Annotated in this window: 19 protein-coding genes; 7 read left to right on the forward strand and 12 right to left on the reverse strand. The window is 46.4% G+C overall.

Going from position 1 to position 25,494, the window contains the following annotated elements; genetic code table 11:
* Nucleotides 1–47: 47 nt before the first annotated feature.
* A complete protein-coding gene (locus tag NQ518_RS11440) occupies nucleotides 48–2,105 on the reverse strand; it encodes an RNA degradosome polyphosphate kinase (protein WP_227961796.1) in 2,058 nt (685 codons plus the stop codon).
* A gap of 53 nt (nucleotides 2,106–2,158) precedes the next feature.
* Nucleotides 2,159–3,049, reverse strand: coding sequence for a leucine-rich repeat domain-containing protein (locus NQ518_RS11445; protein ID WP_227961794.1), 891 nt, complete (start codon nucleotides 3,047–3,049; stop codon nucleotides 2,159–2,161).
* 231 nt (nucleotides 3,050–3,280) lie between these two features.
* On the opposite strand from NQ518_RS11445, the gene NQ518_RS11450 reads away from it, so the two are divergent.
* From NQ518_RS11450 to NQ518_RS11475, 6 genes are all read left to right on the forward strand, one after another.
* Nucleotides 3,281–4,321 carry a porin gene (locus NQ518_RS11450; RefSeq protein WP_227205220.1) on the forward strand — a complete coding sequence of 347 codons (1,041 nt, stop codon included), beginning with the start codon at nucleotides 3,281–3,283 and terminating at the stop codon, nucleotides 4,319–4,321.
* 932 nt (nucleotides 4,322–5,253) lie between these two features.
* Complete coding sequence (locus NQ518_RS11455; RefSeq protein WP_227205218.1) at nucleotides 5,254–5,820, forward strand: DJ-1 family glyoxalase III; 567 nt, start codon at nucleotides 5,254–5,256, stop codon at nucleotides 5,818–5,820.
* A 65-nt stretch (nucleotides 5,821–5,885) separates the two neighbouring features.
* The gene (locus NQ518_RS11460) at nucleotides 5,886–6,647 is read left to right on the forward strand and encodes a 2-C-methyl-D-erythritol 4-phosphate cytidylyltransferase (RefSeq protein WP_227205216.1); all 762 of its coding nucleotides are present in this window, start codon (nucleotides 5,886–5,888) and stop codon (nucleotides 6,645–6,647) included.
* 20 nt (nucleotides 6,648–6,667) lie between these two features.
* Complete coding sequence (gene recG / locus NQ518_RS11465) at nucleotides 6,668–8,770, forward strand: ATP-dependent DNA helicase RecG (RefSeq protein ID WP_227205214.1); 2,103 nt, start codon at nucleotides 6,668–6,670, stop codon at nucleotides 8,768–8,770.
* Nucleotides 8,771–8,963: 193 nt separating this feature from the next.
* The gene (locus tag NQ518_RS11470; protein ID WP_227205212.1) at nucleotides 8,964–9,914 is read left to right on the forward strand and encodes a M23 family metallopeptidase; all 951 of its coding nucleotides are present in this window, start codon (nucleotides 8,964–8,966) and stop codon (nucleotides 9,912–9,914) included.
* A gap of 489 nt (nucleotides 9,915–10,403) precedes the next feature.
* Entirely contained in the window at nucleotides 10,404–11,876 is a 1,473-nt protein-coding gene (locus NQ518_RS11475; protein ID WP_227205210.1) for an alpha-amylase, read from the forward strand.
* Between the two features lie 654 nt (nucleotides 11,877–12,530).
* On the opposite strand, the gene NQ518_RS11480 is transcribed toward NQ518_RS11475, so the two are convergent.
* The 9 genes from NQ518_RS11480 to NQ518_RS11520 all read right to left on the reverse strand — a co-directional run bounded on the left by NQ518_RS11480 (nucleotide 12,531) and on the right by NQ518_RS11520 (nucleotide 23,019).
* Nucleotides 12,531–13,307, reverse strand: coding sequence for a glycosyltransferase family 2 protein (locus NQ518_RS11480; protein WP_227207002.1), 777 nt, complete (start codon nucleotides 13,305–13,307; stop codon nucleotides 12,531–12,533).
* A 269-nt stretch (nucleotides 13,308–13,576) separates the two neighbouring features.
* Nucleotides 13,577–14,848: a glycosyltransferase family 4 protein gene (locus NQ518_RS11485; RefSeq protein ID WP_227961792.1), complete on the reverse strand. Its 1,272-nt coding sequence runs from the start codon at nucleotides 14,846–14,848 to the stop codon at nucleotides 13,577–13,579.
* Between the two features lie 589 nt (nucleotides 14,849–15,437).
* Complete coding sequence (locus NQ518_RS11490) at nucleotides 15,438–16,541, reverse strand: efflux RND transporter periplasmic adaptor subunit (protein WP_227961790.1); 1,104 nt, start codon at nucleotides 16,539–16,541, stop codon at nucleotides 15,438–15,440.
* A 93-nt stretch (nucleotides 16,542–16,634) separates the two neighbouring features.
* Complete coding sequence (locus NQ518_RS11495; RefSeq protein WP_227961788.1) at nucleotides 16,635–17,879, reverse strand: ABC transporter permease; 1,245 nt, start codon at nucleotides 17,877–17,879, stop codon at nucleotides 16,635–16,637.
* 3 nt (nucleotides 17,880–17,882) lie between these two features.
* Nucleotides 17,883–19,145, reverse strand: a complete 1,263-nt coding sequence (locus tag NQ518_RS11500) for an ABC transporter permease (protein ID WP_227961787.1) — start codon at nucleotides 19,143–19,145, stop codon at nucleotides 17,883–17,885.
* A gap of 19 nt (nucleotides 19,146–19,164) precedes the next feature.
* Nucleotides 19,165–19,884 (reverse strand): ABC transporter ATP-binding protein, encoded by a 720-nt coding sequence (locus NQ518_RS11505; RefSeq protein WP_008123530.1) that lies wholly within the window; start codon nucleotides 19,882–19,884, stop codon nucleotides 19,165–19,167.
* On the reverse strand, nucleotides 19,881–20,435 hold the full coding sequence (locus NQ518_RS11510) for a TlpA family protein disulfide reductase (RefSeq protein ID WP_227961785.1): 555 nt from the start codon (nucleotides 20,433–20,435) through the stop codon (nucleotides 19,881–19,883). Before NQ518_RS11510 ends, NQ518_RS11505 begins: the two co-directional genes overlap by 4 nt.
* Before the next feature lie 6 nt (nucleotides 20,436–20,441).
* Entirely contained in the window at nucleotides 20,442–22,112 is a 1,671-nt protein-coding gene (locus tag NQ518_RS11515; RefSeq protein ID WP_227961783.1) for an ABC transporter ATP-binding protein, read from the reverse strand.
* A 19-nt stretch (nucleotides 22,113–22,131) separates the two neighbouring features.
* Nucleotides 22,132–23,019, reverse strand: coding sequence for an NAD kinase (locus tag NQ518_RS11520; RefSeq protein WP_227961781.1), 888 nt, complete (start codon nucleotides 23,017–23,019; stop codon nucleotides 22,132–22,134).
* Nucleotides 23,020–23,389: 370 nt separating this feature from the next.
* Here NQ518_RS11520 and NQ518_RS11525 point away from each other — a divergent pair, with 370 nt between their 5' ends.
* The gene (locus NQ518_RS11525; RefSeq protein ID WP_227206986.1) at nucleotides 23,390–23,782 is read left to right on the forward strand and encodes a hypothetical protein; all 393 of its coding nucleotides are present in this window, start codon (nucleotides 23,390–23,392) and stop codon (nucleotides 23,780–23,782) included.
* A gap of 547 nt (nucleotides 23,783–24,329) precedes the next feature.
* Here the strand turns inward: NQ518_RS11525 and NQ518_RS11530 are convergent.
* Complete coding sequence (locus NQ518_RS11530) at nucleotides 24,330–25,472, reverse strand: DUF1735 and LamG domain-containing protein (RefSeq protein ID WP_227961779.1); 1,143 nt, start codon at nucleotides 25,470–25,472, stop codon at nucleotides 24,330–24,332.
* Nucleotides 25,473–25,494 lie beyond the last annotated feature (22 nt).

The raw sequence follows: 25,494 nt of genomic DNA on the forward strand, positions 1-25,494 counted from the left end.
TTTTTCTTTTTGTTGGATGGGTTCTGGGGTTGTTTCTTTGTTTTTCGTCATGCTTGTTGTTCGGTTTGATACGCCTCGAATAAGGCTTGCTGTGAACGGAAAGGTTGCTCTCCTTCTGCGATGGGTTGTATTTCGTTGGTCCCCAATCCGTCGATAATTCGTCCGTTGGTCGTGTCACGCATGCCATACTCAACGGTGCGCAGCAAGTCTTGTTGCAGGTCTTGGTCGTAAACAGGTGTCATCACTTCGATGCGGTTGATGAGATTGCGTGGCATCCAGTCGGCCGATCCCAGATAATATTTTGGTTTTCCGCCGTTGCAGAATATCAAGATACGCGAATGTTCCAGGTATCTGTCAATGATGCCCACGGCCTTGATGTTCTCGCTCATGCCCTTGATGCCTGGCACCAGTGAGCAGTTGCCTCGTAAGAGCAAGTCTATTTTCACGCCAGCTTGCGAGGCAGCGTAGAGCTTGTTGACGATGTCAGGGTCGGTGATGTGGTTGATTTTAATCTTGACCCATGCCTCTTGCCCAGCCAAGGCATTCTTGATTTCGTTGTCGAGCATGCGGATGATGCGTGTCTTCATCGAGTTGGGCGACACCATGAGTTCCCTGAAGCGTACTTGTGAGAAGGGTCTGTCAATGAAGTCGAACACCTTTTCCACCTCATTGACGATGCGTGGCCGAGCCGTCATCATGAGGTAGTCGGTATAGGTCTTGGCGTTTCCCTCGTGAAAGTTGCCGGTGCCGATACAAGCCAGATTGCCCTTGGTGGTCGTGATGTGCAAGAGTTTGGAATGAATCTTCAAACCTTCCACGCCAAAGATGACGTTCACGCCTTCTTCCTGCATGCGCTTGCTCCACTTGATGTTGCTTTCTTCGTCGAACCGAGCCAGCAACTCAACCACGGCCGTCACCTTCTTGCCGTTTTGTGCTGCGCAAATCAAGGCCTTCACCACCTTGGAATCTTTGGCCAAGCGATAGAGCGTGGTCTTGATTTCCTTGACTTCCGGGCGCAAGGCTGCTTCTCTCAACATGCGAATGTAGCCGTTGAACGAGTGGTAGGGAACATGGATGAAACGGTCTTTCTGCCTGATGAGGTCGAAGATACTTTCTTCTGACAGGAATTCCGGCTTGAGTATTTGCGGCCATTTGGGATAACTCAGCTTCTCATAACCCAGTGTCGGAAAGCCCATCAAGTCTTTATGATTCTGATATCTACCTGCTGCCAGCAAGGTGTCCAGCTCTTTCACGTGCAGACGTTTCATCACCTTCTTTTTCAAGTCGGCAGGCATGTCCTTGTCATATACCATGCGTATGGCCTCTCCTCGTTTCCTACTGTTCACCCCTATGGCGATGCGTTCCATGGCACCGTAATCGGCTTCGTTGTCTACCTCCATTTCCGCATCCTTGGTAAACTTGAAAGAATAAGCCTCGTAGGTAGACCCTTTCAGTCCGATGAAGATGAGGGGCAAGCAGTATCTAACGACGTCATCCAGGTACATGAAGTTCTCACAATTGTCTGAAGAGGGAATTTTCAGGAAGCGTCCGTATATCCTGTCGGGTATTTTGATGATGGCAAATTTTGTCTTGCGGCTCATCTCTTCAGTCCTTTTCACGGCGAGATAGATGCGGTTGTCTTCCAAAATGCCGAGATCATCAATTTCTGAAAGCCAAATGGGATTGGTCGAACCGTTGAGCTTGTCGTAATAAAACGCTTTCAAGAAAGCCTTCTGCTCCTCGTTAAGCTGCGTCTCGTCAAGCATGCGCATGTTGTGCTTTTCCAGTCCGGCGAACACATCTTTGATGGCGTTGCCATACTCAATGTTGTATTCTTCATTGAGTTTGTTGATGTGCTTGATGGTTTTTTTGATCATTTTCGCTGTCGCTGCCGAGACATTCGTGCTTTCCAAAATCTTATTGAGCGATGCCATCCTTACTCGGAAGAATTCGTCCAGGTTGTTGGAATAAATGCCAAGGAACGACAAACGCTCCAACAGAGGCACGGTTTCCTTTTGTGCTTCTTGCAAGATGCGGTGATTGAAATACATCCAGCTGACATCTCTCTCGATGTAACGATGCTTCTTTTTTGTGCTTTGTGCCATTTTTCGGGGGTAGTAACTGTTATTTTGTCGATTTTGATGAAGGTGAGCGTTCGTTAGGATTGCGGCACTTGTTTCTGCTGGTCTTTACGTTCTGTGTTTTCTATCACGATGTCTTCCAGTTCCAGGGGGATATGCAACTGCTTGATGTATTGAGCCGAGGAACCTTCTGGGACGATGATTTTCTTCAGAGCGTCACAATTGGAAACGGATGTACGCGCGATGTGTTCTACGGTTCCTAAGAATGTCAGCTTCTTCAGTCGGTCACATTCAGCGAAGGCATGTGGTTCAACCATTCTGACCGAAGCTGGAAGGGTGACCTTTTCCAAGACGTCGCAATCGGAGAAAGCGTCACTGCCAATGACCTCTACCGTGTCGGGTATGATAACTTTCTTCAACCTGCGGCGACGAGAAAAGGCAAAGTCTTGTATCTCTACTACGCCTTTCGGAATGATGACCATCGCCGCATCGGTCAAACAGGCGACGAGCTTCTTGCGGTCGGCAGTGAACATCAGTTTGTTCTCAATGACGAAATGTTCTGACTTGCACACGATGTTTTCGCTGTTGAGGCCTACGAAAGGATTGTTGCCGAGGCTCTCAACAGAGGCCGGAATCACCAGCTTTTTCAAGGACATGCATCGTGAAAAAGCCTCGTTGCCAATGTGTGTGACGGTTTCTGGGATGTTAACTTGCTCCAGGAAGGCGCATCCCCAGAAGGCGTTATCGTCGATTATCTCAGTCCCTTCGGGGATATCGTACGTGCCTTCCAGCGTTTTTGTGGCCATGATGACACGTTTTTGCTTCTTTGAATAGTATACGCCTTCGTCATCTTTCTTGGCTCCGGCCATCTTCTTGAGGGCAAGGTTCAAAACCAGATTCTCGAATTTGTCCTCCCGATCCAGGTGTTTCTTCAGGGCGTCTTTGATTAGTTTTTTATTCTCCTTCATACAAGTTGTCAATTAGTTTTGTGCAAAAATACCATATAAAAGCGAAATATGGTTGTATTGTTTTTTACAATTCTGTTACATTTACGCATGAATTAGTAGTCATTCAGGTTGTAATCAAATCCGTTAGGTTACAAATCTGTAGCGTTGCATCATGCAATTGTAATAAATATGTATTAAAAATGAAACATCCGAACGTTAATTTTGTACCCAAAATCACATGCTAGACAAAACATGAAACATATCCAACCCCTGCTTGTCGTCTTTTTCTTGCTGGTACAGTCAGTCGTTGTTCAGGCTCAGCAAAGTGACAATGTGGACTACAAACCCAAAATAGAAGGAACCATTCGTGGTAAATTTGAATACCAGCCCGATGATCAAAAGGGCCGCTTCGAGGTGCGTACAGCGCGCTTCAGTCTGACGGGAAAGGTGGCTCCCCGGGTGTCTTATAAGGCCGAGATTGACCTCTCTGACGAGGGAAAGATTAAGATGCTTGATGCTTACACGCGGCTGGTTCCCCTTGATAGCGTGCAGTTCACCATCGGACAGATGCGTGTGCCCTTCACCATTGACGCGCATCGTTCGCCTCACGAGCAATATTTTGCCAATCGTTCGTTCATCGCTAAGCAAGTTGGCAATGTGCGCGACGTGGGCCTGACGGTGGGCTATAATTTCAAGTTGGGCATCCCCATGCGTATCGAGGGTGGTGTCTTTAATGGTTCAGGACTAACCGACCAGAAAGATTTCTGGACCCATCAAGTCAATTTCTCCACCAAGTTGCAGGCTTTCATCCCTGGCGGATGGAACATCACCCTCAGTACTCAGAAAATCAATCCCGACCATCTTACCGTCATGATGTACGATGCAGGCATGTATTACCACGCAAATGGCTGGCACGCTGAAGTGGAGTACCTCTACAAACATTATGCTAAAGGAGCTTTCGATGCCGTGCATTCGGTCGACGCTTTCGTCAACTATGACATTCCGTTGAAGCGGTGTTTCTTCTCTAAGATATCTCCGCTGGTGCGCTTTGATTACATGACCGACCACAGTGACGGTTTCCGGTATGCCAATGGCGTGAGGGATGAGACGGGCGTGTTGATCGTCAACGACTACAAACGCTCCCGCTTGACCGGTGGGGTGACACTGAGTATCGACAAGCCCTTCATCTCTGACCTCCGTGTGAACTACGAAAAATATTTCTATGAGCACGATAACCTGGCCAAAATATCGGAGAAAGATAAGTTTGTTATTGAGGTGATGACGCGATTTTAGGTTCATTTGTTAAAAGAGTAGATGATATTCCTACTCGTGCGGTTGCCCATGTGGGGGATTGTTTGTGCGTCACGAAGAAAAGAAGGTAGCTCTCTCTGAATTTTGTGTTGCGTTAACCGTTGTGTGTTTTTGTATCCATCTTAGTTGACAAAGACTACCACTATTTAGGTACTATCCACCTGATGTCTATCTGTTTCACATACAGAGTCGCTTTAATTGCCCACTTGTTACCTGTTGCCTAAATGAAATCATGACGAACAAATGTTGTGAATTATCTTGACAAAGAGGCTCTCCATGCTTGGCGTATTTACAACCAACCCCACATCGGGTTGCAAATAAGCCGAAAATGAAACGGTTTTTATAGCATGTTGATAATCAGGTTTTTGTAGCTATGAGCCGTCTACTTTCGACTTGTTTTCACGCTCCCTCAAGCCAATAGCATGTCTTTTGCGGTGCAATTGCTATGCTTTTGCCGTTCAATTGCATGGTTCTAAGGGTGAAAAGTTGTGCATATTGGCGGGTAATATCATCGTTTTTAGAGCGAAAACTACTATTTCGAGACAAAAAAGCTCCTTGTTTTCATCCGCCAAGCCTATTGTTTTTCTCCAGAATGAGAATTGCGAAGGGTCGTTTTTGGGCCGTTTTTTGGTAAAAAAAGTTGGATATTTTCAGTCAGCATGTGCCAGGCAAAACGTATCGTTTTTTGCGCTGGTGCCAATCGTTGTATGAACCCCTATTTTACAACGGCGCATGGAGATGTCGCTGCGTGTTTGAAAGAAAGGATGATGAATCTAAAACAACGTTAACCTGCGTCAATCATTCCCAAATGACAAGACGTGTGATGCGCTGCATTGAAATATTTTTATTATATTTGCAATGACAATTATTAAAAAACTTACAAAAGGGCCGAAAGGCTCCAAAACATCACAGATATGGCAAAAGTATATGAATTTTTGGCCAATGGTTTCGAAGAAGTTGAAGCCTTGGCACCCGTAGACATTTTCCGCAGAGCCGGCGTTGAAGTTCAGACAGTGAGCGTTACAGGCTCCGAGTGGGTGGAATCTTCTCATGGCGTAACCATCAAAGCCGACGTGAAATTTGAAGACATGCACAACTTTGACGATGCCGACATGCTGATGCTTCCCGGTGGTATGCCCGGCGCAACCAACCTGAATGAGCATGCGGGTGTGAGAGAAGCACTGCTGGCCCATAACGCCAAAGGCAAACATATTGGTGCCATCTGTGCCGCACCGATGGTTTTAGGCAGCTTAGGACTGCTGAAAGGACGCAAGGCGACATGCTATCCAGGTTTCGAGAAGTACCTCGAAGGTGCTGAATACACGGCCGAATTGTTCACCATCGACGGCAACATCATCACGGGAGAGGGTCCCGCTGCGACGTTCCCATACGCGTACGAAATCCTGAAGATGTTCGTGGGTGAAGCGAAGACCAAGGAGTTGCAGCAACAGATGCTATACGATCATTTGATGGGGCGGTGAGGAAAACTCACCAACTCATAAACTCATAAACTCAGCAACTCATAAACTTACGAACTCATGAACTCATGAACTACATCATCATTGTTGCCGGAGGGAAAGGCCTTCGCATGGGAAGCGACACGCCGAAACAGTTTCTGCCCATTGGTGGGAAACCTGTTCTGATGCGCACCATCGAGCGTTTTTACCAATACAGCAAAGAGCTGAACGTCATCGTGGTGTTGCCTCGCGAACAACAGGCGCAATGGAGAGCATTGTGTGAGCGCCACCACTTTGACCTCGCGCACACCATTGCAGATGGAGGAAGCACGCGCTATGAATCCTGTCAGAACGGTTTGGCGGCCATTCCCGATGATGCCGATGGCGTGGTAGGCTTCCATGATGGTGTTCGTCCGTTCGTGTCGGTCGAAGTTATCGAGCGTTGTTTTGAGACAGCCCGAGCCGAAAAGGCCGTCATCCCCACACTACCCGTGACCGACACCCTGCGCCACATTGACGGACAAGGAGGCGGAAAGAACGTGCTGCGCAGCGAGTATCGCATTGTACAGACGCCTCAAGTCTTTGAAATCGCATTGGCCAAGCAAGCTTTCGGGCAACCTGACCAGGAGTCGTTCACCGACGATGCCTCGGTGATTGAGGCGCTCGGGCACAGCGTCAGCATGGTAGACGGCAACCGGGAGAACATCAAAATCACCACTCCCTTTGACCTCGTTTTGGCCGAAGCCATGCTTCAGCACGGCCAAACGCCCAACGCTAACGCTGGGGAAATAGGGAAGTGCGGCGGCAAGCAGTCTGCACAAGAGCCAACGGACGCTGACCATAGAGGGTAAATGCTTATTTCATTGAAACCATGTCATCCATACTCGAGCAAGACATCAAATACCTACCAGGGGTTGGACCCAAGCGTAAGGCGATATTGGAGAAAGAGGCCAACATCGCTACCTGGGGCGATTTGCTCGAGTATTATCCTTACAAATACGTTGACAGAAGCCGCATCTACCGCATCATCGACTTGCAAGGCGACCTGCCTTTCGTACAACTCAAAGGCAAGATTCTGAGCTTTGAAGAGTTCACCATGAGCCCGAGGAAGAAGCGGGTGGTGGCTCATTTCAGTGATGGCACTGGCATTGCCGACCTTGTTTGGTTTCAAGGCACACAGTATGTTTACAAGAATTATAAGGTAAACGAAGAATACATCGTTTTTGGTAGGCCAACCATCTATGGCGGGAGATATCAGTTTGCGCATCCTGACATCGACAAAGTTGCCGACATCCAGCTGTCTGAAATGGGCATGCAACCCTATTACATGACCACAGAGCGCATGAAAAAGTCGGGATTGCAGTCGCATGCCATTGAGAAACTCACCAAGACGCTGGTTGATAAGCTCGGCGAGAACGACCTACCCGAAACGCTTCCTCCATACATCACGGGGCCTCTGCATCTTATTTCACGCGCCGAAGCCATGGCAAAGATTCATTATCCAAAGAGTCTTGATGACGTGCAGCGCGCCCAACTACGGCTCAAGTTTGAGGAATTGTTTTACGTTCAACTCAACATTCTGCGCTATGCCAACGACCGAAAACGCAAGTACAAGGGCTACGTTTTCAACCATGTGGGACCGCAGTTTCATCACTTTTACAAGAATAACCTGCCTTTTGAGTTGACAAACGCACAGAAACGGGTGATGCATGAGATACGTAAGGACATGACAACCGGCCGACAAATGAACCGGTTGGTGCAGGGTGACGTGGGTTCGGGCAAGACGCTGGTGGCCCTGATGTCCATGCTCATAGCCATTGACAACGGTTATCAGGCGTGCATGATGGCTCCAACGGAGATTCTGGCCGAACAACATTTCACCACCATTAAGAAGTTTTTGGGAGGAATGGATGTGCGCGTGGAACTGCTCACGGGTATGGTGAAAGGCAAAAAACGCAACGAAGTGTTCCACGGATTGCTCACTGGAGAGGTTCATATCTTGGTAGGAACGCATGCAGTTATCGAAGATAACGTGCGATTTTCACACTTGGGCATGGCCGTAGTCGACGAGCAACACCGGTTTGGCGTGGCACAAAGAGCCAAATTGTGGGGCAAGAGCGAACGACCACCCCATATCCTTGTCATGACGGCGACACCCATTCCACGCACTTTGGCCATGACCATTTATGGCGATCTGGACGTAAGTGTCATCGATGAATTGCCTCCCGGGCGTAAACCCATACAGACTATTCATCAATATGACAATCAGATGACGAGTCTGTACCAAGGCATACGGAAGCAAATCCAACAGGGTCGACAGGTATATATCGTCTTTCCGCTGATCACTGAGAGCGAGAAAATTGATCTGAAAAACCTGGAAGCAGGGTTCGAATCGCTATGTACGATCTTCCCAGACTTTAAACTCAGCAAGGTGCATGGCAAGATGAAGCCGAAAGAAAAGGATGCTGAAATGCAGAAGTTCAGTCGTGGAGAAACCCAAATTCTGGTGGCTACGACGGTGATAGAGGTGGGTGTTGACGTGCCAAACGCCTCGGTCATGGTGATTCTCGATGCCCAACGGTTTGGTCTTTCACAGCTTCATCAGCTCAGAGGACGTGTGGGACGAGGTGCCGATCAGAGTTATTGCATCTTGGTAACCAGTCACAAGTTGTCGAAAGAAACCCGCAGACGCATTGACATCATGTGTGAAACGTGCGATGGTTTTCAGATTGCAGAGGCCGATTTGAAGCTCCGTGGACCGGGAGACCTGGAGGGTACGCAGCAAAGCGGCATCGCCTTCGACCTCAAGATAGCTGACATTGCACGCGATGGACAAATCATTCAACTCGCTCGTGACGAAGCACAGAAGATTATAGAGGCAGACCCGCTTTGCGAAAAGACGGAATACAGTCTGCTTTGGAACAGGCTCAACGAGCTGAGAAAGACCAATATCAATTGGGCATCAATATCTTAGTAGCTGTTTGTATTTATTACAAGTTAGTTAAAGTCGTTATAAATTCTGTTAATAACGTAACAACTTTGCAATATAATCGTTATATTTGCACAACCATTTTTTAAAGTTGAAGGATTTCTTACAGCATCTGGTAAATCTTTAAAAAACATTTTTGATTAGCTCTTTTGGGAGACCTAAAACTAACAAAATTTGTATGGCATTTATAAACAAGATAAAAACATTTGCTTTTATTGCAGTCTTTGGGGCAATCGCACAATCAGCAACAGCGCAAGATTTACTTGCCAAACAGGCTCCCGTAGACCGGAAGATGAAAGCCGTAGATACGCTTTTGCTGCATAGCATCATCGAAAAAGAAAACACAGAGTCACCTGCTGCCCAACTGTATGACGAATGGAATAACCGTTATGCACACCGTGCGACAGCTCTTCCCGATTCATTCAAGATAGATCTTCGCCACTTCCACATGCCCACACCCAGCCGGGTTGTGACGAGTAACTTCGGTACTCGTTGGGGACGTCAACACAAAGGCTTGGACATTAAGGTGTACATTGGAGACACTATCCGTGCTGCCTTCAGTGGCAAAGTGCGGATTGTTCGTTATGAGGCACGTGGATATGGCAACTATATCGTCATCCGACACAACAACGGATTGGAGACTATCTACGGTCACTTGTCAAAACAATTAGTGCAAGAGAATCAAGAAGTACGAGCTGGCGACGTGATAGGACTGGGAGGGAACACGGGTAGAAGTACCGGATCTCATCTTCATTTCGAAACGAGATTATGCGGTGTGGCTCTGAATCCCGCACTCTTGTTTGACTTCCGGGCTCAAGATGTCACAGGCGATTTCTACACATTCAGAAACTCTTCCTATCAACGTGAGTCATCAGAAGCTACCCGTTTGCGTGGTGTAGTAAGAAACGGAAGATATACACCTGAAGAGGTTCGTGGCGAATTAGCCTACAAAAAGGACGATAATGACATGGTCAACCCTACTCAGGTACAATACCATAAGGTGGTGGCAGGCGAAACTCTCTCCTCGATTGCGCGCAAACGCGGTGTAACGGTTGAGCAGATTTGTAGGCTGAGTCATATCAGTAAATCAGCGAAGCTTAAGCCAGGAAGCATCTTGAGATATTCTTAACATCGGAATACGATACAGACAAACAACAATTTAACGTTCACTTGAGCAAAAATGGTCATATCGTCTGGCCGATATAAAAGCACAAGAAAACGTAACGAATACAGTTCTTTCTAGCAAGAAAGAGCTGTTTTTTTTATTTCATCGCAGGAAACATTGCCCTCTATTGCTTAACAGATTCATCGAAAAAATAGTGAATCAATCGGGTTAAATTAATATAATTTGTACGAGAACATTGCTGTATTATGTATACCTTTGTATGGTACAATCCACAAAACGACGACATTATGACGGCTTTTCAATCCACATGAAGGGTTTTTTTGTGCATCTTTTTAAATAGGATGCCAACCAAACAACCCATCCGAGTGAATGAAAACGTTTAAAACCCCATCATTTGCAAAAGGTCAAATCAACATCGCGCCCGTTCAAACAACGACTTTTTCCAACCAACACGTCATTTTAAATAAACGCTTTACATAAACAGATAAAGGTATGAATCAAACTATTTTGCAAGGTTTCCACTGGTACACAGAAGGAAACGGCGTGTTTTACAAACACATGAAAGAGATTTCTGATCAGCTTCAAGAGTTAGGAATCACCATGGTGTGGTTTCCCCCAGCATACAAGGCAGCTGGTGGTGACAACTCTGTTGGCTACGATCCTTATGACTTGTTTGACCTAGGAGAATTTGATCAGAAAGGAACTATTGCTACGAAATATGGTACCAAGGACGAATACATCGATGCTTGCAAGACCCTACAGAGCAAGGATGTCTCGGTGATGGTCGATGTGGTGCTCAATCACAAGGCTGGTGGTGATGAAACCGAACACTTTCATGTGGTGAAAGTAGATCCCAACAACCGTCAAAAAAACATATCAGCCCCTTTCGAAATTGAAAGCTATACCAAGTTTACTTTCCCGGGTCGTGGCGACAAATATTCTAAATTTAAGTGGGATTTCACATGTTTTTCCGGCGTAGATTATGCGGTAGGGCAAGACAAAGGCATCTTCCAAATCATCAACGACCATGGCGATGGGTGGGAAACTGTTGTTGGTTCAGAGAAAGGCAACTACGACTATTTGATGTACAACGACATTGAGCACCGAAATCCCTATGTTCGCAAGGAACTGAACGACTGGGCAAAATGGTATCACGACCAAGTGTTTTTCGATGGTGTGCGACTGGATGCCGTGAAGCATCAATCGCCTGAATTCTATAAAGAGTGGCTGAATTTATTGCGCTCGAATACAGGAAAGGATATTTTTGCCGTGGGTGAATACTGGACACCAGGTTTGCTTCCCTTGATGCTCGATTATCTGAAGGCTACGGATGGATGCATGAGCCTGTTCGATGCATCGCTGCAGCAAAACTTCCATATTGCCTCCAACAGTGGCGGTGATTACGATTTGCGACGCATCTTTGATGAAACCCTGTTGTCAGCCCGCCCCGACAAGGCAGTTACTGTGGTCGACAATCACGACACCCAACCTCTTCAGGCGTTGGAAGCACCGGTAGAAGCATGGTTCAAGCCTTTGGCTTATGCTCTCATTTTGTTACGACAAGACGGTTATCCTTGCGTGTTTTATCCCGATTTGTTTGGTGCACATTATACGGATAAGGGGCAGGATGGCAACGATTATGAGATTTTCTTGGATAAGGTTGATGGCATTGACGGTCTGTTGAAAGCCCGAAAAGAAAATGCTTATGGCACGCAGCGCGATTATTTTGAAGACGCCAACTGCCTTGGTTGGACACGCGAGGGTGATGGATATAACCGGGGATGTGCCGTGGTGATGAGCAACAAGGACCAATACGAGAAACCCATGGAAGTAGGCAAGGCTTATGCTGGGCAGAAATTCTACGATTTGTTGGGCAGATTCGAGCACAAGATTCAGATTGATGAGAATGGTTGGGGCAACTTTACCTGTCCGGCTGGGAATGTCTCGGTGTGGGTTCCAGAATAGTTTTTGCTGGTGGTTTATCAGCCATCTAACCTATAGAGGGCATCCATGATTATGGGAAATGGGAAATTTTGGGAGTGTGATGCCCATTTTTCCATTTCCCATTTTCATTTCCTGTATCCGCGGATAGCGGCGGAACGTGATAAATCACACCCCACCAACTGCTGATATGGAAAACCTGATTGAGCAACTAAGAAATAATTTTACATGCCCTCGAAATACGAGCTTATTTGCAACCAACCGCAAGGTTGATGGCAAATACGCAAAATATGAGCGACTTTTATAATTAGTTGATGTATAATGTGTTATATGTTTTACCTCGCTTTATCCGTCAAATTTGTTATTGGTTTCCCTCCAAAAGCATGCTTATTGAAACCTAATATGCATGCTATTGCGTTCCAATAGCATGCCAATAGCATGGCTAAAACATACAAATAACACGATAAACTGCCTGATTTGATGCTGTAAAGTATGACTTTTTAGCTTGATAGACCACCAAAAAGTCACCATCAGCGGATAATTTTTTTCTATTTCAAAACTTGAAAATTTTGAAATAAATCAACAAAACGAGTTCTTATGTAGTCAGGTCAGCATGGCGATGAAACTACCAGTGAGCTGCCAATTGTCCAGCTGTCACCATGCAGCTTCACCCCAATTTCACCGTTTGAAGGCACTTCTAATCACAAACCAGCCGTGCATCACGAGGGTTGGCAGGTAGCCATAATGCGACGCCATGACGTGAAAACGCTCTTTGAGCGATGCTTGGTGGTTTTGATTGGTCATGCCGCCATCCAGAAAATTTACCACCACTGCCTGCACATTGCGCAATGGCAAGTGCCTACGGGCGGCCTCTTTCATGATTCGTATGCACCAATCAACATCGGCAGAATAGCGATACTTCGTCAGGTAAGGCGTAACCTTGGCAATGTCGGTGCGTGCATAAAAAGCCTGATGGCACACCAGCATGCCGTGTAAGAACGAACGCCAGGTGAGATGGCGCGGTGGCGTCAAGCGTCGACGGCGCACAAACTCGCCCTTGTCATCAACAATATGGGTATCACCATACAACACGGCGGGCAAGACATCGTATGCGCCCACGCTACCAGCCACAAGTTCCAGCGTGTCGTTTGTCGGAAAGCTGTCGCCGGCATTGAGAAACAACACATAGTCGCCCGTAGCCCTCTGCAAGCCTTTGTTCATGGCATCATACAAACCATGGTCTGGTTCTGAAGCCACCACCACCTCGTGTCCGGTTTCCATCTCGGCAGAAAGTGCGGCGTAACGCTTTGCCATTTTCACCGTTTGATCCGTAGAAGCACCATCAACAATCAAGTGTTCTACCTCTTTATATCTCTGTTTCAGCACACTGTCAAGCGTTCTTTGCAATTCTTTTTCTGCCTGATAGGTGCATGTGATGACACTGAATTTTATCATATCTTTTTTTGTTTAGGGAGTTACTGGGAGTTACGAAGGAGTGAACGGGAGTTAACAGACGATAGTTTTTTTATTGAGAAAGTCTAATGTCCGATAACTACCATTAACTCCAAATAACTCCTGATAACTCCGCTCTCTTTTTGTTTTGGGAGTTAATGGGAGTTACGAGGGAGTGAACGGGAGTTAACAGACAATAGTTTTTCCGTGCAGAAAGTCTAATGTCCGATAACTCCAATTAACACCAACTAACTCCCAATAACTCCAGCTCATTACCTTCTGCCTTCCTCCATTGCCTCTCCGTAAACCTCCAGATAGCGCTTTGCCACATGCTGTTGCGCATAAGCAGTTTGCACTTTATGGATGCACCGCCTGCTCAGTTCGGCACCATTGGTATCTTTGTCTAATATCCACGCGATGCCTTCGGCCAACGATGCGGCATCTTTGTAGCGGGCCACATAGCCGTTTTGCAAATGATCAATCATCTCGGGAATGCCCCCCACGTCAAAACCAACACAGGGTACACCACACGACATGGCCTCCATGATGGTATTGGGAAGATTTTCTGAGAGCGAAGGCAGCACAAAAACGTCCACAGCATTGTACACGTCCACTATTTTCTTCGTGTCGTTGACATATCCGAGCGAATAAGTTGGCAAGCTAAAAGCGTCTTTCAACTCTTCCGCATGACCGCCCAACATCACCAATCCCACCTTGTTTTTCATTTCAGGGTGAGCAGCTACCAATTGTTGACAGGCCTCGATGAGGTACTGAATGCCCTTATTTTCGTTCGTAATGCGCTGTGACGCGAACAAAACAAGCTGTTGATCGCTGGGCAATCCCAACCGCCTGGCAGCCGCTACCTTATCGTTAGGCGTAAAGAGGTGGGTGTCGATAGGATTCGGAATGGTTGTCACCATATGGTTTTGCAATAGTCCGCTTGCCTTTGCCTGTGCGGCAAGCCAGTTGCTACATGCCACAAAATGGATGTTGCCCGATGCATATACCTTTTGTTTTCGTTTCCACACCCTGTGCGAGAGGTCGCCATCTGAGCCATGATGAGGCAGATACATGCAGTTGCCACACTGCGTTTGAAAGTTCTGGCACGCCAGGGTAAGGTGACAAATACCCGTTGCCGGCCACATGTCATGCATAGTCCAAACCACTGGTTTGCCACTCTCGAGAATCTTTTGAATGTTGCGCAGCGACAACATTCCTTGGTTAATCCACTCCAAATGAATGATATCAGCCTCTTGAAATTCGGGCAACGACGTGATATCAGTACCCACGTTGGCTACATCAACATGGAATAAATGACGTTTACTGAAATGCAAATGCCAAAATATACACCAGCGTTCCCATAGAAAATGCAACCTTTTCAGTGCTTGATGGGGCAACTGCGTAACGGTGAGATGGTCGGTTTCTTTATCCTTGACCAGCATCTTGGCCTTGACACCCGACTGATTCAAGGCCTGCATCAATCGGTTGGAAGCCACTGCGGCGCCACCCGTTTTCTCGCTGGTGTTCACTATAAGAACGCGCATATAGGTCGTTTTGATTCTGATGTAAAGGTACGCTAAATCGGAAACACCAACAAGTGTTTCGCCTATTTTTAGCCTATTTCATCCTTGAACTTGCGCCATTCTGCCCATTTTCATCGTATGTGCGTGGCGAAAGTGATACCTGTTTGGTTACAACGAAAGGGTAGAAGAAGCTTGATTTTGTACGTTGTGTGCGGACACAAAATATTGACATAGGTCAAGAAAGAGGCATTTTGAACACTAAAATGGCTCACTTATTTGGAACGAGTGGTAAATCTGCCTACCTTTGCAGTACCAAAAAGGTTAATAGATTGTTTAGGTTAGTAGTAATAGATTTAGGTTTTTAGTTATTAGGTTTAAGGTAAATTAAACAGATTGTTTAACAGGTAACAATGAAGGCCGTGAGGTTTTCATTTACTGAGAAAAGATTTTTAGTTAAACATACTATACGCTGCAGCTCGTTGAGAGTTGCAGCGTATTTTTTTTACTTACGTTTTTTATAAAGCTTTTTGTAGCAGCATTCAACATCACTTACAAACGAATGACATTGCAAGACCGTGCGCATAAGATAGCAAGGCACGGTTGATTCATCTTAATCTTCCTTTACTTTCTTGGGTCCGCGCACCTTTTCGTTCTTGTTCAAGCCGCTTTTTATCTCGATGTTCAGACCGTCGCTCATGCCCGTTTCAACCTTTCGTCGCTCGTAAGTCTTATTGTCTTCATCTCCCTTGACGACATACACATAGGTTTGTTTTCCACTAAACTCGATGGCACTCTCGGGAACAGTCAACACGTTTTGCGCACTTGCCAGCACAATCTCGGCATTGGCACTGTACCCACTGCGTATCTTCTTGCCCTGGATGTTACGAATGGCGGCTTTAATCTCAAATTGGTTGGCGCCGTTTTGCTCAACGGCTTTGGGCGAAACATATTCGAGTGACGCCTGTAAGGTGTTGTCCTGCAAGGCTCCGATAGTAATCTTCATGGGCATGCCCACAGACAGTTGTCCCACTTCCGTCTCGTCGATGTTGCCTCGGAAGATAAGGTCGCCCATGTTGGCTACCGTGGCAATGGTGGTTCCGTCGTTGAAAGTGTTGCTCAAGATGACCGTGTTGCCCACTTTTACAGGTACATCAAGAATCAAACCGCTAATGGTGGAGCGAATGAGTGTGCTGCTGGTGTTGGCATTATTCTTCGACACACCGTCGCGAACCACCTCTAAATTGTCTTGTGCAGCCTTCACTTCCTCCTGGGATTGCTGGTAGGCTTGCCGTATCTTGTCGTACTCATCGCCTGCTACTAATCCTTTGTCGTAGAGCTTCTTCTCACGGTCGTAGTTCACTTTCGCTTGCTTCACGTTGATTTGCGCCAAGCGAACGCGTGACTGTGCGTTTGACAATTGGTTCATATCAGGCACCACTTTTACCTTTGCGATAATCTCTCCAGCCTGCACCATCTCGCCCGCTTCTTTCATAATCTCGGTGATGATACCCGAAATCTGCGGCTTCACGTTCACCTCGTTGCGAGGTTCTATCTTGCCAGTGATGACAGTTACCTTCTTTAGGTTCGATATCTTGGGTGTAAACTCGTCGTAAACCTCGGGTTGAGGGCGTGACTTGAACCATAGGAAAACAAATGTTCCGATGAAGATGAGGGCGATAACGCCTGCAACGATAAATTTGATATTCTTTTTCATAATGGTGTAATGTATGGTTCACAATGCGCAACTCGTTCTGCGGTCGGCAGTGTATATCATGAATAGGTTTTATAATCTGTTTTCTTGTTCGGGTTATTCGTCTCGCATGGCATCCACTGGTTTGATGGACATGGCTCTCAGTGCAGGTGCCAATCCTGCCAAAACGCCAAGGATAGACAGCATGATAACAGCACCCACGGCAGTCCAGAAGTTTACTTGGAAGTGTGCAGCAGTAAAGCCATCAGTGGTGGTACCCATCTCTGCCAACTGCAGAATGATGACGGCAAAGAGTATTCCACTCATGCCAGCTACCGCTATCAGGATGATGCTCTCTGCGATAATCTGTCCCAAAATGGTGCGTGGCGTGGCACCAATGGCACGCCTGATGCCGATTTCTGTGGTTCGTTCGCGCACCGTTACCATCATGATGTTGGACACACCGATAGCTCCAGCCAGCAAAGTGCCGATGCCTATGAGCCATACCAAGAAGTTGACACCGGCAAAGAGACTGTCAACCATGCCGTACATCACTTCGGTATTGAACACCGTGATGCCCTTTTCATCGGTCGGATCAATGTGGTGCGCACGGGCGATGACATCCCTCATGGGTTGTGCTACTTTGCTCATTTTAACCCCGGGACGCCCTGTAACACAAATAACGTGTACGGTTTGTCCCAAATTATAGGCTTGTTGCATCAGTGGGAGCGGTATGACGACGCTCTCTTCTGCCGACCCGTTGATGTTCATGTTACCTGCGCTGTAGTCTACTCCTACGACACTGTAGTAGATAGAGTCTATTCTAATGAGCTGACCGCAAGGGTCTCCACCGCCTGGAAACAAGTTCTTGTACACTTTCTTGCCAAGTATGCACACCTTCCTGCGTTGCTGCATGTCCATTTCGTTGAGGTATCTGCCGTAGTACATGTGCGGTGTTTCCACCTTGGCGTAATCCGCCATCAGGCCTTTGATGTTGCAGTTGCTCTTCTTGTCGCCAAACACAGCGTTTCCACCCCATTGCGACAATCCCGGTGTAACGATGTCTAAGTCGCGAACGTTCGCCTTAATACGCTCCACATCTTTATATTCTAATGTCCATTGTCGTCCCTTCCGATAGCCGTCGTATGGCTTGGTAGTGGGTTGAGCGAAGATGACTGAGGAGTTGGTAGCAAAGCCTTCGAACACTCGATTGAGCAACTCTCTGAACCCTTGTCCACCTCCGATGAGTCCCATGAGCATGAAGATGCCCCAGAAAACACCAAAGCCAGTGAGGAAAGAGCGGCTCTTGTTGCGAGAGAGTGTCTCGATAATCTCTTTGTATGTGTCGATATCAAACTTCATGGCTTATTCTGCTCTTAGTGCTTCAATGGGTCTTACGCGTGCCGCCTTGCGTGCAGGTATGAGTCCAGCGATAGTGCCTGCCACCACCATCAGTAGCGTGGCGTTGATACAAACGTCAAGTCCAACGGTGGGATTAACAAACATGGTGGTGGTAAACATGCCCGAATCAACCTTCATGTTGCCAATGGTGGCATTCATGTATTCATTGGCTGCAATGCCTAACACCATGCCGATGTATCCGAAAAAGGTGGTGATGATGATGCTCTCAATGATGATGAGCCGCAGAATAGACCATGGTGTGGCACCGATAGCCTTGCGGATACCGAACTCGTGGGTGCGTTCTTTCACCGTGATGAGCATGATGTTGGAAACTCCGACGATGCCACTGAGCAGGGTAAAGATGCCCACTATCCATAATGCCGTGCGCAACATGCCCATTCCTGTGTTCATCTGCATGGCTTGCGTGAATCGGTTCCATATCCAAACCGCCTCCTCATCATCGGGCGCAGCACCGTGATTGCCGTTGAGATTGGCACGGTAACGCTGCTCGAAAGCTTCGTTTTGCTGTTCTGTCTCCAAGCCTTTGAATGAGAAAACGATGTTGCCTGTCTTGTCACCCACATTATATATAGTGCGATAGGTAGTGAAAGGGATGAACGCATCGGTACCCATCATGCTTTTGTCTACTTGATAAATACCCACAATGTGAAACGCCAAGTCTTCTATCCTCACGATTTTTCCCAGCATATCTGCCACGTTTCCCGTGGGTGAAAGCTCCTTTGCCATGTCATCACTGATAACAATCGACTTCCTGCGGTCTCTGATATCTATCTTATTAATAAATCTCCCATAGATCATATCACGCTTGTTGATGATGTAATCGTTGGGATATACGCCACTGATGTTAGCGGCAGTGTACTCTTTTCCATGGCTCATGGTAGTGTTGCCATGGTCAAGTTCGGCACCTACCTCTTCCACATTGTCGCTGAAACGCTCTTCGGTGATTTCCATATCACGGTCGTTCAACTCTATCCTGCGCCCCTCCTTTAGTCCTTTGTGTGCCTTTGAAGTTTGTCCACCAAATATCACCATGGAGGTATTGAGGTATCTATGCGAGTTCTGTTGCGTGGCATTAATCAGTCCGTTGCCTGCTCCCAACAGAAATATGAGCATGAAGATACCCCACGCAACGGCAAATCCAGTGAGGGTAGTGCGCAATTTATTGCGTCGTGCGGTCGCCCATATTTCTGTTAAGATGTCTCTCATGTTCGACTTATTTTAAGCATTATTTCATGATACCTCCTGTCCCGAACGGACTTGAGTTATGGTCGAGATTCTCCTCAATGCGTCCTATCAGTCCGTCCTTGATATGGATAATCTTGTTTGTCTCGTTGGCGACACCGCTCTCGTGCGTTACCACGACAATGGTCATGTGTTCGTCTTGGTTGAGCGATTTGAGCAGTTGCATCACCTCCACGCTGGTTTTCGAGTCCAAAGCTCCCGTCGGTTCGTCGGCTAAGATAATCTGTGGTTTGGTAATCAGCGCGCGGGCAATGGCAACACGTTGTTTCTGTCCGCCCGACATCTCGTTAGGATAGTGGTCTGCCCATTGCGCCAATCCTAATCTGTCAAGATATTCAAGGGCTTGCTGACGGCGTGTTTTGCGACTTACTCCTTGGTAGAACAAGGGCAACTCCACGTTTTCTACCGCTGTCTTGAAGCCAATGAGATTGAACGACTGAAAGATGAAGCCAATCATCTTGTTGCGGTATTCGGCGGCACGCCTTTCGCTCAGGTTCTTGATGAGCGTACCCGACAGCACATATTCGCCACTGTCATAATTGTCGAGGATGCCTAATATATTTAATAAGGTAGACTTCCCCGAGCCCGATGCGCCCATGATAGAGACAAATTCGCCTTCCTCTATGTCAAGCGTGATGCCCTTGAGAACGTGCAAGGGCTGTGCGCCAAAATAGGTCTTGTTGATGTCTTTGAGATGTATCATTTGGCTTTTAGACGACAGCATGGCTTTGAAAGTTGCACCAGCTCGGCTAATTTTTTCTCGATTTTTTCCACCATCACCGTTCTCATGACAATCTTTCCTTCTGGATTGATAAGATAGAAGGAGGGAATCCACTTGATGTGAAAATCCTTTGCCACTTTCGATTCTTTCATCTTCTCAAAGTTACAAACATGGTATGCTTGCTTGTTTTTCCAATTTTGCTGTACATACTGAGTCCATGCCTCTTTCTTGGTATCAAACGAAACGTGTATGAAAGCCACGCCATGGTCGGCATATTTTGCTCCCAACTCTTCCACTTTCGGTGTGATTTTTCGGCAATCGGGACACCAAGATGCCCAAAATTCCAACACTACATACTTCCCTCGGAAGTCGTTTAGTGATAAGGTCTCGCCGTTGATGGTGGGCAGTGAAAGGGTTGGTGCTGTCGTTCCAACCTCTAAAAGCTGAGTGGCATACTTGGCATCATCATCTTGTGCCAACAATGTTGCAACTGTGCAGAACAAGCAAAATGTGAGAAATACAATTCTTTTCATAATCAATTATTGTTTTTGTAGATGTAACGTTTGGTCGCAGTAGTCTACTACGGCAGGTCTGTGAGTAATGAATATCACGGTTTTGTCGTGATTAGAGAGAATGTTATGCAAGAGCTGTCGCTCCGTCTCGGGGTCTAAAGCACTGGTAGCCTCATCGAACAGCATGATTGGACGGTTGCGCAACAAGGCTCGGGCAATGCTGATACGCTGTGCCTGTCCTTCGCTTAATCCGCCTCCTGCTTCCGTACAAACGGTGTCTAAGCCGTCAGGAAGCTCCATAACAAACGAGGCGCAACTCATTTCCAATGCCGCTTTTATTTCCTCTTCCGTAGCGTTGAGCTTGCCCAATCGCAAGTTGTCGCGAATCGTGCCACTCATCAGCGTGTTTCCTTGTGGCACATACACAAAGTTGCAGCGCATCAGGGGCGACAATTCCTTTTGCTCTTGTTGATTGTATAGGATGACTTTCCCCTCATTGGGGTGCAACAGAGCCAAGATGAGTCGTATCAGTGTGGTCTTTCCTGCGCCCGTTTCGCCCAAGACAGCCGTGCACGAACCAGGGTAAAAATCAAAATCTAACTGCTCAATCACATTACTGTCGCCATCGTCGTATGCGTAGGTAATGTGTTCCAAGCGCACTCCACACGGTGCCGTTAGAGGGATAGGGTCGCCTTGTTCCTCCAAAGGATTCTCCTCAAGTTCCATCAATCGCTCGGCGGCCGTAAAGACTCCGACAAACACAGGTGCTAAGCGAGTGAGGTCGCGCGCTGGTCCTTGGATACGATTTACTAATTGCAAGAACGCTGTCATGCCTCCGAAAGTCAGCGTTTGGTCAGCCATTCGCAAGGCTGCCCATAAGAAAGCAATGAGATAACCCACAGAGAATCCTGCGTTCAAGATAAAGTTTGATACCACACTAAATGCCGTTCGCTTTACCACCCGATGCCGAAGTTCGCTCTGTGTGCTTTCCAATCGATCCACCATCACACTGTCGCTCTCCAAAGTCTTGATGAGCATACGGTGCTGAATGGTCTCTTGCAGCACACTTTGCACCTTGCTATCCGAGTCGCGTACCTGTCGGGTGAGCCTTCGCATCTGTCCAATATACAGCTTACTTAACAGCACAAACACAGGAATAATGCCTACGATGACGAAGGCAAGTACTTTGTCCATAGAAAAAAGATACAGGAAAGCGCCCACAAACATTGCCACTACCGAAATGGTATTAGGAATAGTTTCGGTTAGAAAACTTACCACCGTGCCTACATCCTGCTCTAATCTATTGAGAACATCGCCTGAGTGATGCGACTCTTTTCCCGTCCATTCCGACCGCAAAATACGGTCGAGCATGCGTTGCTGCATACGGTTTTGCGCCTTGATGCCCAAGATGTTGCGCACCCAAATGGAACAGATGCGCAGGGCGAATCCGCAAAGAATGAGCAGTGCCATCACCCCTACAGACCAGTAGATAGACCCTTCAGCGTGTCCAGACGCCACGTCAATGGCATGCTGTACCGCCCACACTTGTGCTAAGCTCACCACTACGGAGAGCAAACCAATGGCGGCATTGAGGATAGCTTGCAACTGATTGCCACGCCAAGCACGCCAAAGCCATTTGAAAATAACCCTGGCGGAATATTTGGGGGTAGGTATCTTAAACCATTGTCGGATGTTCATAAGCTGCTGTGTCTATGTGTTATCCCCTTGTGTCTGCCCCCCACATCATCTTTTCACGCAGGGTTGAGAAGTAACGTTGACCAAATCGTTTGACGAAAAGGGTTGCAAAAGGAGCTTTTCGAATAGTCAGTTGCGTATGCTCACCTAACTTTGTGGAGCGACCGTCAATGGCAGCGAGGAAGTTGTGTGAGCGCGATTCTACCGTGAGGGTAATGACATTGTTGTCGTTAATCACGATAGGACGAATGTTCAGACTGTGTGGAGCCACAGGTGTGAGACACAAATTGCTGGTCGATGGCACCATAATTGGGCCGCCATTTGACAAGTTGTATGCCGTACTACCCGTAGGTGTCGCAATTACTAAACCATCGGCTTGGTAGGTTACCAAGTAGTCATCGTTCACGCAAGCACGGATGGTAATCATCGCCGCATTGTCACGCTTCAGGATTGCAATGTCGTTGAGGGCGTAAGGGTTGATGTCTAAGGGTTCTCCGTTGGTTTCTAATTGAATGACCGAATGCCTCTCTAACTCGTAATGGTGGGCGTAAATGTCAGCAACGGCTTCCTTTAACTCACTTGGAAGGATGTTGGCAAGAAAACCGAGTCTGCCAGTATTCACCCCTATCAGCGGAATTTGTTTGATGCCCACACGTCGGGCAGCCTTGAGAAAGGTGCCGTCTCCACCCACGGAAATCACAAAATCGGCATCGAAGTTTTGTCCTTCAAACCGCTGTACGGTCTCCGATTTGAAATGAACATCTTGGCTTAAAAAGTCGTAAAACGTGCTATCAATGCTCACGTGAGCATCGTATGCCTGCAACTCCTCGATAATTCGCAGGAAGAAGGCTGTTTTCTCAGGTTGGTATTCGTTGCCAAAAAGGGCAAATCTTAATTTCTGTTCTGACATGATTGCGTATCGTTTTATCTGTCCCTGACACAGCAGTCAAGTAAAAAGTAATGACTGACATGCCCAAAGCCGCACAGGCTATACCTTGCAAAAATACATATTTATATTGAAAAAAGCGATGAAACGGTAGAAAACAGATTATCTTTTTCGAGGCATCATAGTTGACGGTTCATGAACGATATTCAGATACATTCACCAGGTGTGCGCCTCACTTTTTATATGTGAACAAATTTGACTGAAAACTAATTCCAGGGATTAAAACCACCAATTTGTCAGAAATACAGAGTATTCTGTGATAAAGAATGTAAATTATTTTGAACTTTTGCTCTATTTTCCCTATATTTGTAACGACAATTAAAACAATTAAGTTATGAAAACAACATTAAAAACATTATCCATTTTCTTATGTGCCCTGCTTTTATCAGTGGGATTTGCAGCTTGTAGTGATGACACTGATCCAGCAGAGGCCGAAGTGTTCACAGACGTTTATAAAGGAAAAATATCGTATGTAAACCTCAAAACAGATAAGAAAATTTCAGCCAATGACGGCAAAGTGACTGTTGTCAAACTGGGGAACAGGTATTCGTTTCACTTCAACAACGGCATTCCCGACCTGACCAACATCAAGTTTTCGAAAAAAGATGACAACACCTTCGTGAGCATAGGCTCGGATGGTTTGAAGGGAATCAAGATTGACGAGTCTAAACTTCATATCCTTTATGTAAAGGGTAAGGAGACCTGGACAGCCGATTGTAACAGGTAGACTGGGAACGAACAGCCTCACCCCCAACCCCTCTACAGCCTCACCCCCAACCTCTCTCCCCTCGGGGAGGGGTAGGGAGTGAGGCTTTCAACTTGTAAACTAACCAACTAGGAATTCTAGGAAAACTAGTATTTCTAGCAAAACTAGCAAAACTAGCAAAACTAGTAAATCTAGACAACTCGTTAAATCGTCAACTAAAAACCTCAATTCTATATTTCCTATTTTAGTATTGTTTTTGGGGGTGATATCCAATAGCATCGAGTTTAGTGTCCAAAGTCATTGAGTTTGATGTCCAATAGCATTGAGTTTGGGGATCAATATCATTGAGATTGGCGAGCAACATATTTTTAACGGTCTGACATGAATCGCATCTAAGGCACAACAAGCAGGTTAGCTGCGAAAAATTCTTCACACAAACTACGAATATAGGATGCTTACTAAGCCCACTTATATGAGTACTATAATGCCTTTGGGGCATAGAAATAAAAGGAGGTGTACGCATGGTCGCACACCTCCTTTTATTTACATTTTATATCACTCTCAAAAATTATTTGATGGAGATAGGTTCATCTAAGGTAGTGATATTAATACCGTTTGTCTTACCATCCAAGTTTTTGGCTGCGTCCTTGATAATATTGCCCTCTACTTTCTCAGAGCCATCAAGCTTATAATACAATTCAAGTCCATCAGACTTAGGATCAACTCCTAACATGAATTGTTTGATTTGCTTCTCGGTACGGGCCACGCTCCATACTCTCATTTCGCTCATATAACCACGGAATGGACGTTCTCCCCATGGGAATCCTGCCAGTTTACCAATGTTAAAGCCGACATCCTTATTAGGATCGAAGCCAGCAATGTTCCAAGTAGACTCTGCCCATTTGGCACCATTCAAGTACAGAACTGTTTTTCCAGAAGGCTGATCGTAAGTAATGGCGACATGACACCACTGGTTAGCGGGCAGCTTGTCAGGCGATTCATAATGCTGGTTTCCTGCAATTTGCAAAATACCTCTACTAATGCCGCCGCCTTCGTCACCAACGCGTAATATCATGATACCTTCGCAACCCATGATGGTATTATTAGATCCCCAGCCAGAAGAATAAACTAAAGCCTCATAGGTAAACGATTTAAAGAAAGTTCCTGCTGGGAATTTTACAGAAATATAGTGACTTGTAAACGTGCCTACCTTGTTAATTAAGATTGGTTTTGCTAAAATAACATATTCTATATCCTCACCAGCAACTGTTGGAACACTACTTGATTTCACTCGAACAGGCAAGATATAAGACTTTCCTGCTTCAAGACTATTCAATCCAGACAGGGTAAGCACTACAGGTTTGGCGTGCGTAGCACCTGCTTCAATCACAGCTTGCGGTGTGTTTATTTTCGCATTTTGTGCATTGAACGGTAAATAGCCAGTACCATGCTTCGCATTATACTCTTTTACCAATGACTCTTCTGCTACCTCATACGATACATTCACATCCGACGACAGAAGATTACTAAGACGAGAGGTGATATTTACATCCATCACATCTTTTTCTTCTTTCATCGTTACCTGATATTCACTGCTCTCGAAGTAAACCTTTTCAGCGAGCAAATCATTTTCGCTCTCATTATTGCATGCTCCTAACAAGAGGGCTAACCCTCCCATTAAAAGAGAACGGCATATATGTTTGTTTTTCATTGTTATCTCATTTTTGATGATT

The organism is Hoylesella buccalis ATCC 35310, from assembly GCF_025151385.1.
Classification (GTDB): domain Bacteria; phylum Bacteroidota; class Bacteroidia; order Bacteroidales; family Bacteroidaceae; genus Prevotella; species Prevotella buccalis.

Bases quoted from the DNA above. Each gene is read 5' to 3' on its own strand.
- NQ518_RS11480 (WP_227207002.1), bottom strand. From the start codon at position 13,307: ATGATAAAATTCAGTGTCATCACATGCACCTATCAGGCAGAAAAAGAA.
- NQ518_RS11485 (WP_227961792.1), bottom strand. From the start codon at position 14,848: ATGCGCGTTCTTATAGTGAACACCAGCGAGAAAACGGGTGGCGCCGCA.
- NQ518_RS11505 (WP_008123530.1), bottom strand. From the start codon at position 19,884: ATGATACATCTCAAAGACATCAACAAGACCTATTTTGGCGCACAGCCC.
- NQ518_RS11470 (WP_227205212.1), top strand. From the start codon at position 8,964: ATGGCATTTATAAACAAGATAAAAACATTTGCTTTTATTGCAGTCTTT.
- NQ518_RS11455 (WP_227205218.1), top strand. From the start codon at position 5,254: ATGGCAAAAGTATATGAATTTTTGGCCAATGGTTTCGAAGAAGTTGAA.
- NQ518_RS11450 (WP_227205220.1), top strand. From the start codon at position 3,281: ATGAAACATATCCAACCCCTGCTTGTCGTCTTTTTCTTGCTGGTACAG.
- NQ518_RS11490 (WP_227961790.1), bottom strand. From the start codon at position 16,541: ATGAAAAAGAATATCAAATTTATCGTTGCAGGCGTTATCGCCCTCATC.
- NQ518_RS11515 (WP_227961783.1), bottom strand. From the start codon at position 22,112: ATGAACATCCGACAATGGTTTAAGATACCTACCCCCAAATATTCCGCC.
- NQ518_RS11525 (WP_227206986.1), top strand. From the start codon at position 23,390: ATGAAAACAACATTAAAAACATTATCCATTTTCTTATGTGCCCTGCTT.
- NQ518_RS11520 (WP_227961781.1), bottom strand. From the start codon at position 23,019: ATGTCAGAACAGAAATTAAGATTTGCCCTTTTTGGCAACGAATACCAA.
- NQ518_RS11530 (WP_227961779.1), bottom strand. From the start codon at position 25,472: ATGAAAAACAAACATATATGCCGTTCTCTTTTAATGGGAGGGTTAGCC.
- NQ518_RS11445 (WP_227961794.1), bottom strand. From the start codon at position 3,049: ATGAAGGAGAATAAAAAACTAATCAAAGACGCCCTGAAGAAACACCTG.
- NQ518_RS11500 (WP_227961787.1), bottom strand. From the start codon at position 19,145: ATGAGAGACATCTTAACAGAAATATGGGCGACCGCACGACGCAATAAA.
- NQ518_RS11440 (WP_227961796.1), bottom strand. From the start codon at position 2,105: ATGGCACAAAGCACAAAAAAGAAGCATCGTTACATCGAGAGAGATGTC.
- NQ518_RS11460 (WP_227205216.1), top strand. From the start codon at position 5,886: ATGAACTACATCATCATTGTTGCCGGAGGGAAAGGCCTTCGCATGGGA.
- NQ518_RS11475 (WP_227205210.1), top strand. From the start codon at position 10,404: ATGAATCAAACTATTTTGCAAGGTTTCCACTGGTACACAGAAGGAAAC.
- NQ518_RS11495 (WP_227961788.1), bottom strand. From the start codon at position 17,879: ATGAAGTTTGATATCGACACATACAAAGAGATTATCGAGACACTCTCT.
- recG (WP_227205214.1), top strand. From the start codon at position 6,668: ATGTCATCCATACTCGAGCAAGACATCAAATACCTACCAGGGGTTGGA.
- NQ518_RS11510 (WP_227961785.1), bottom strand. From the start codon at position 20,435: ATGAAAAGAATTGTATTTCTCACATTTTGCTTGTTCTGCACAGTTGCA.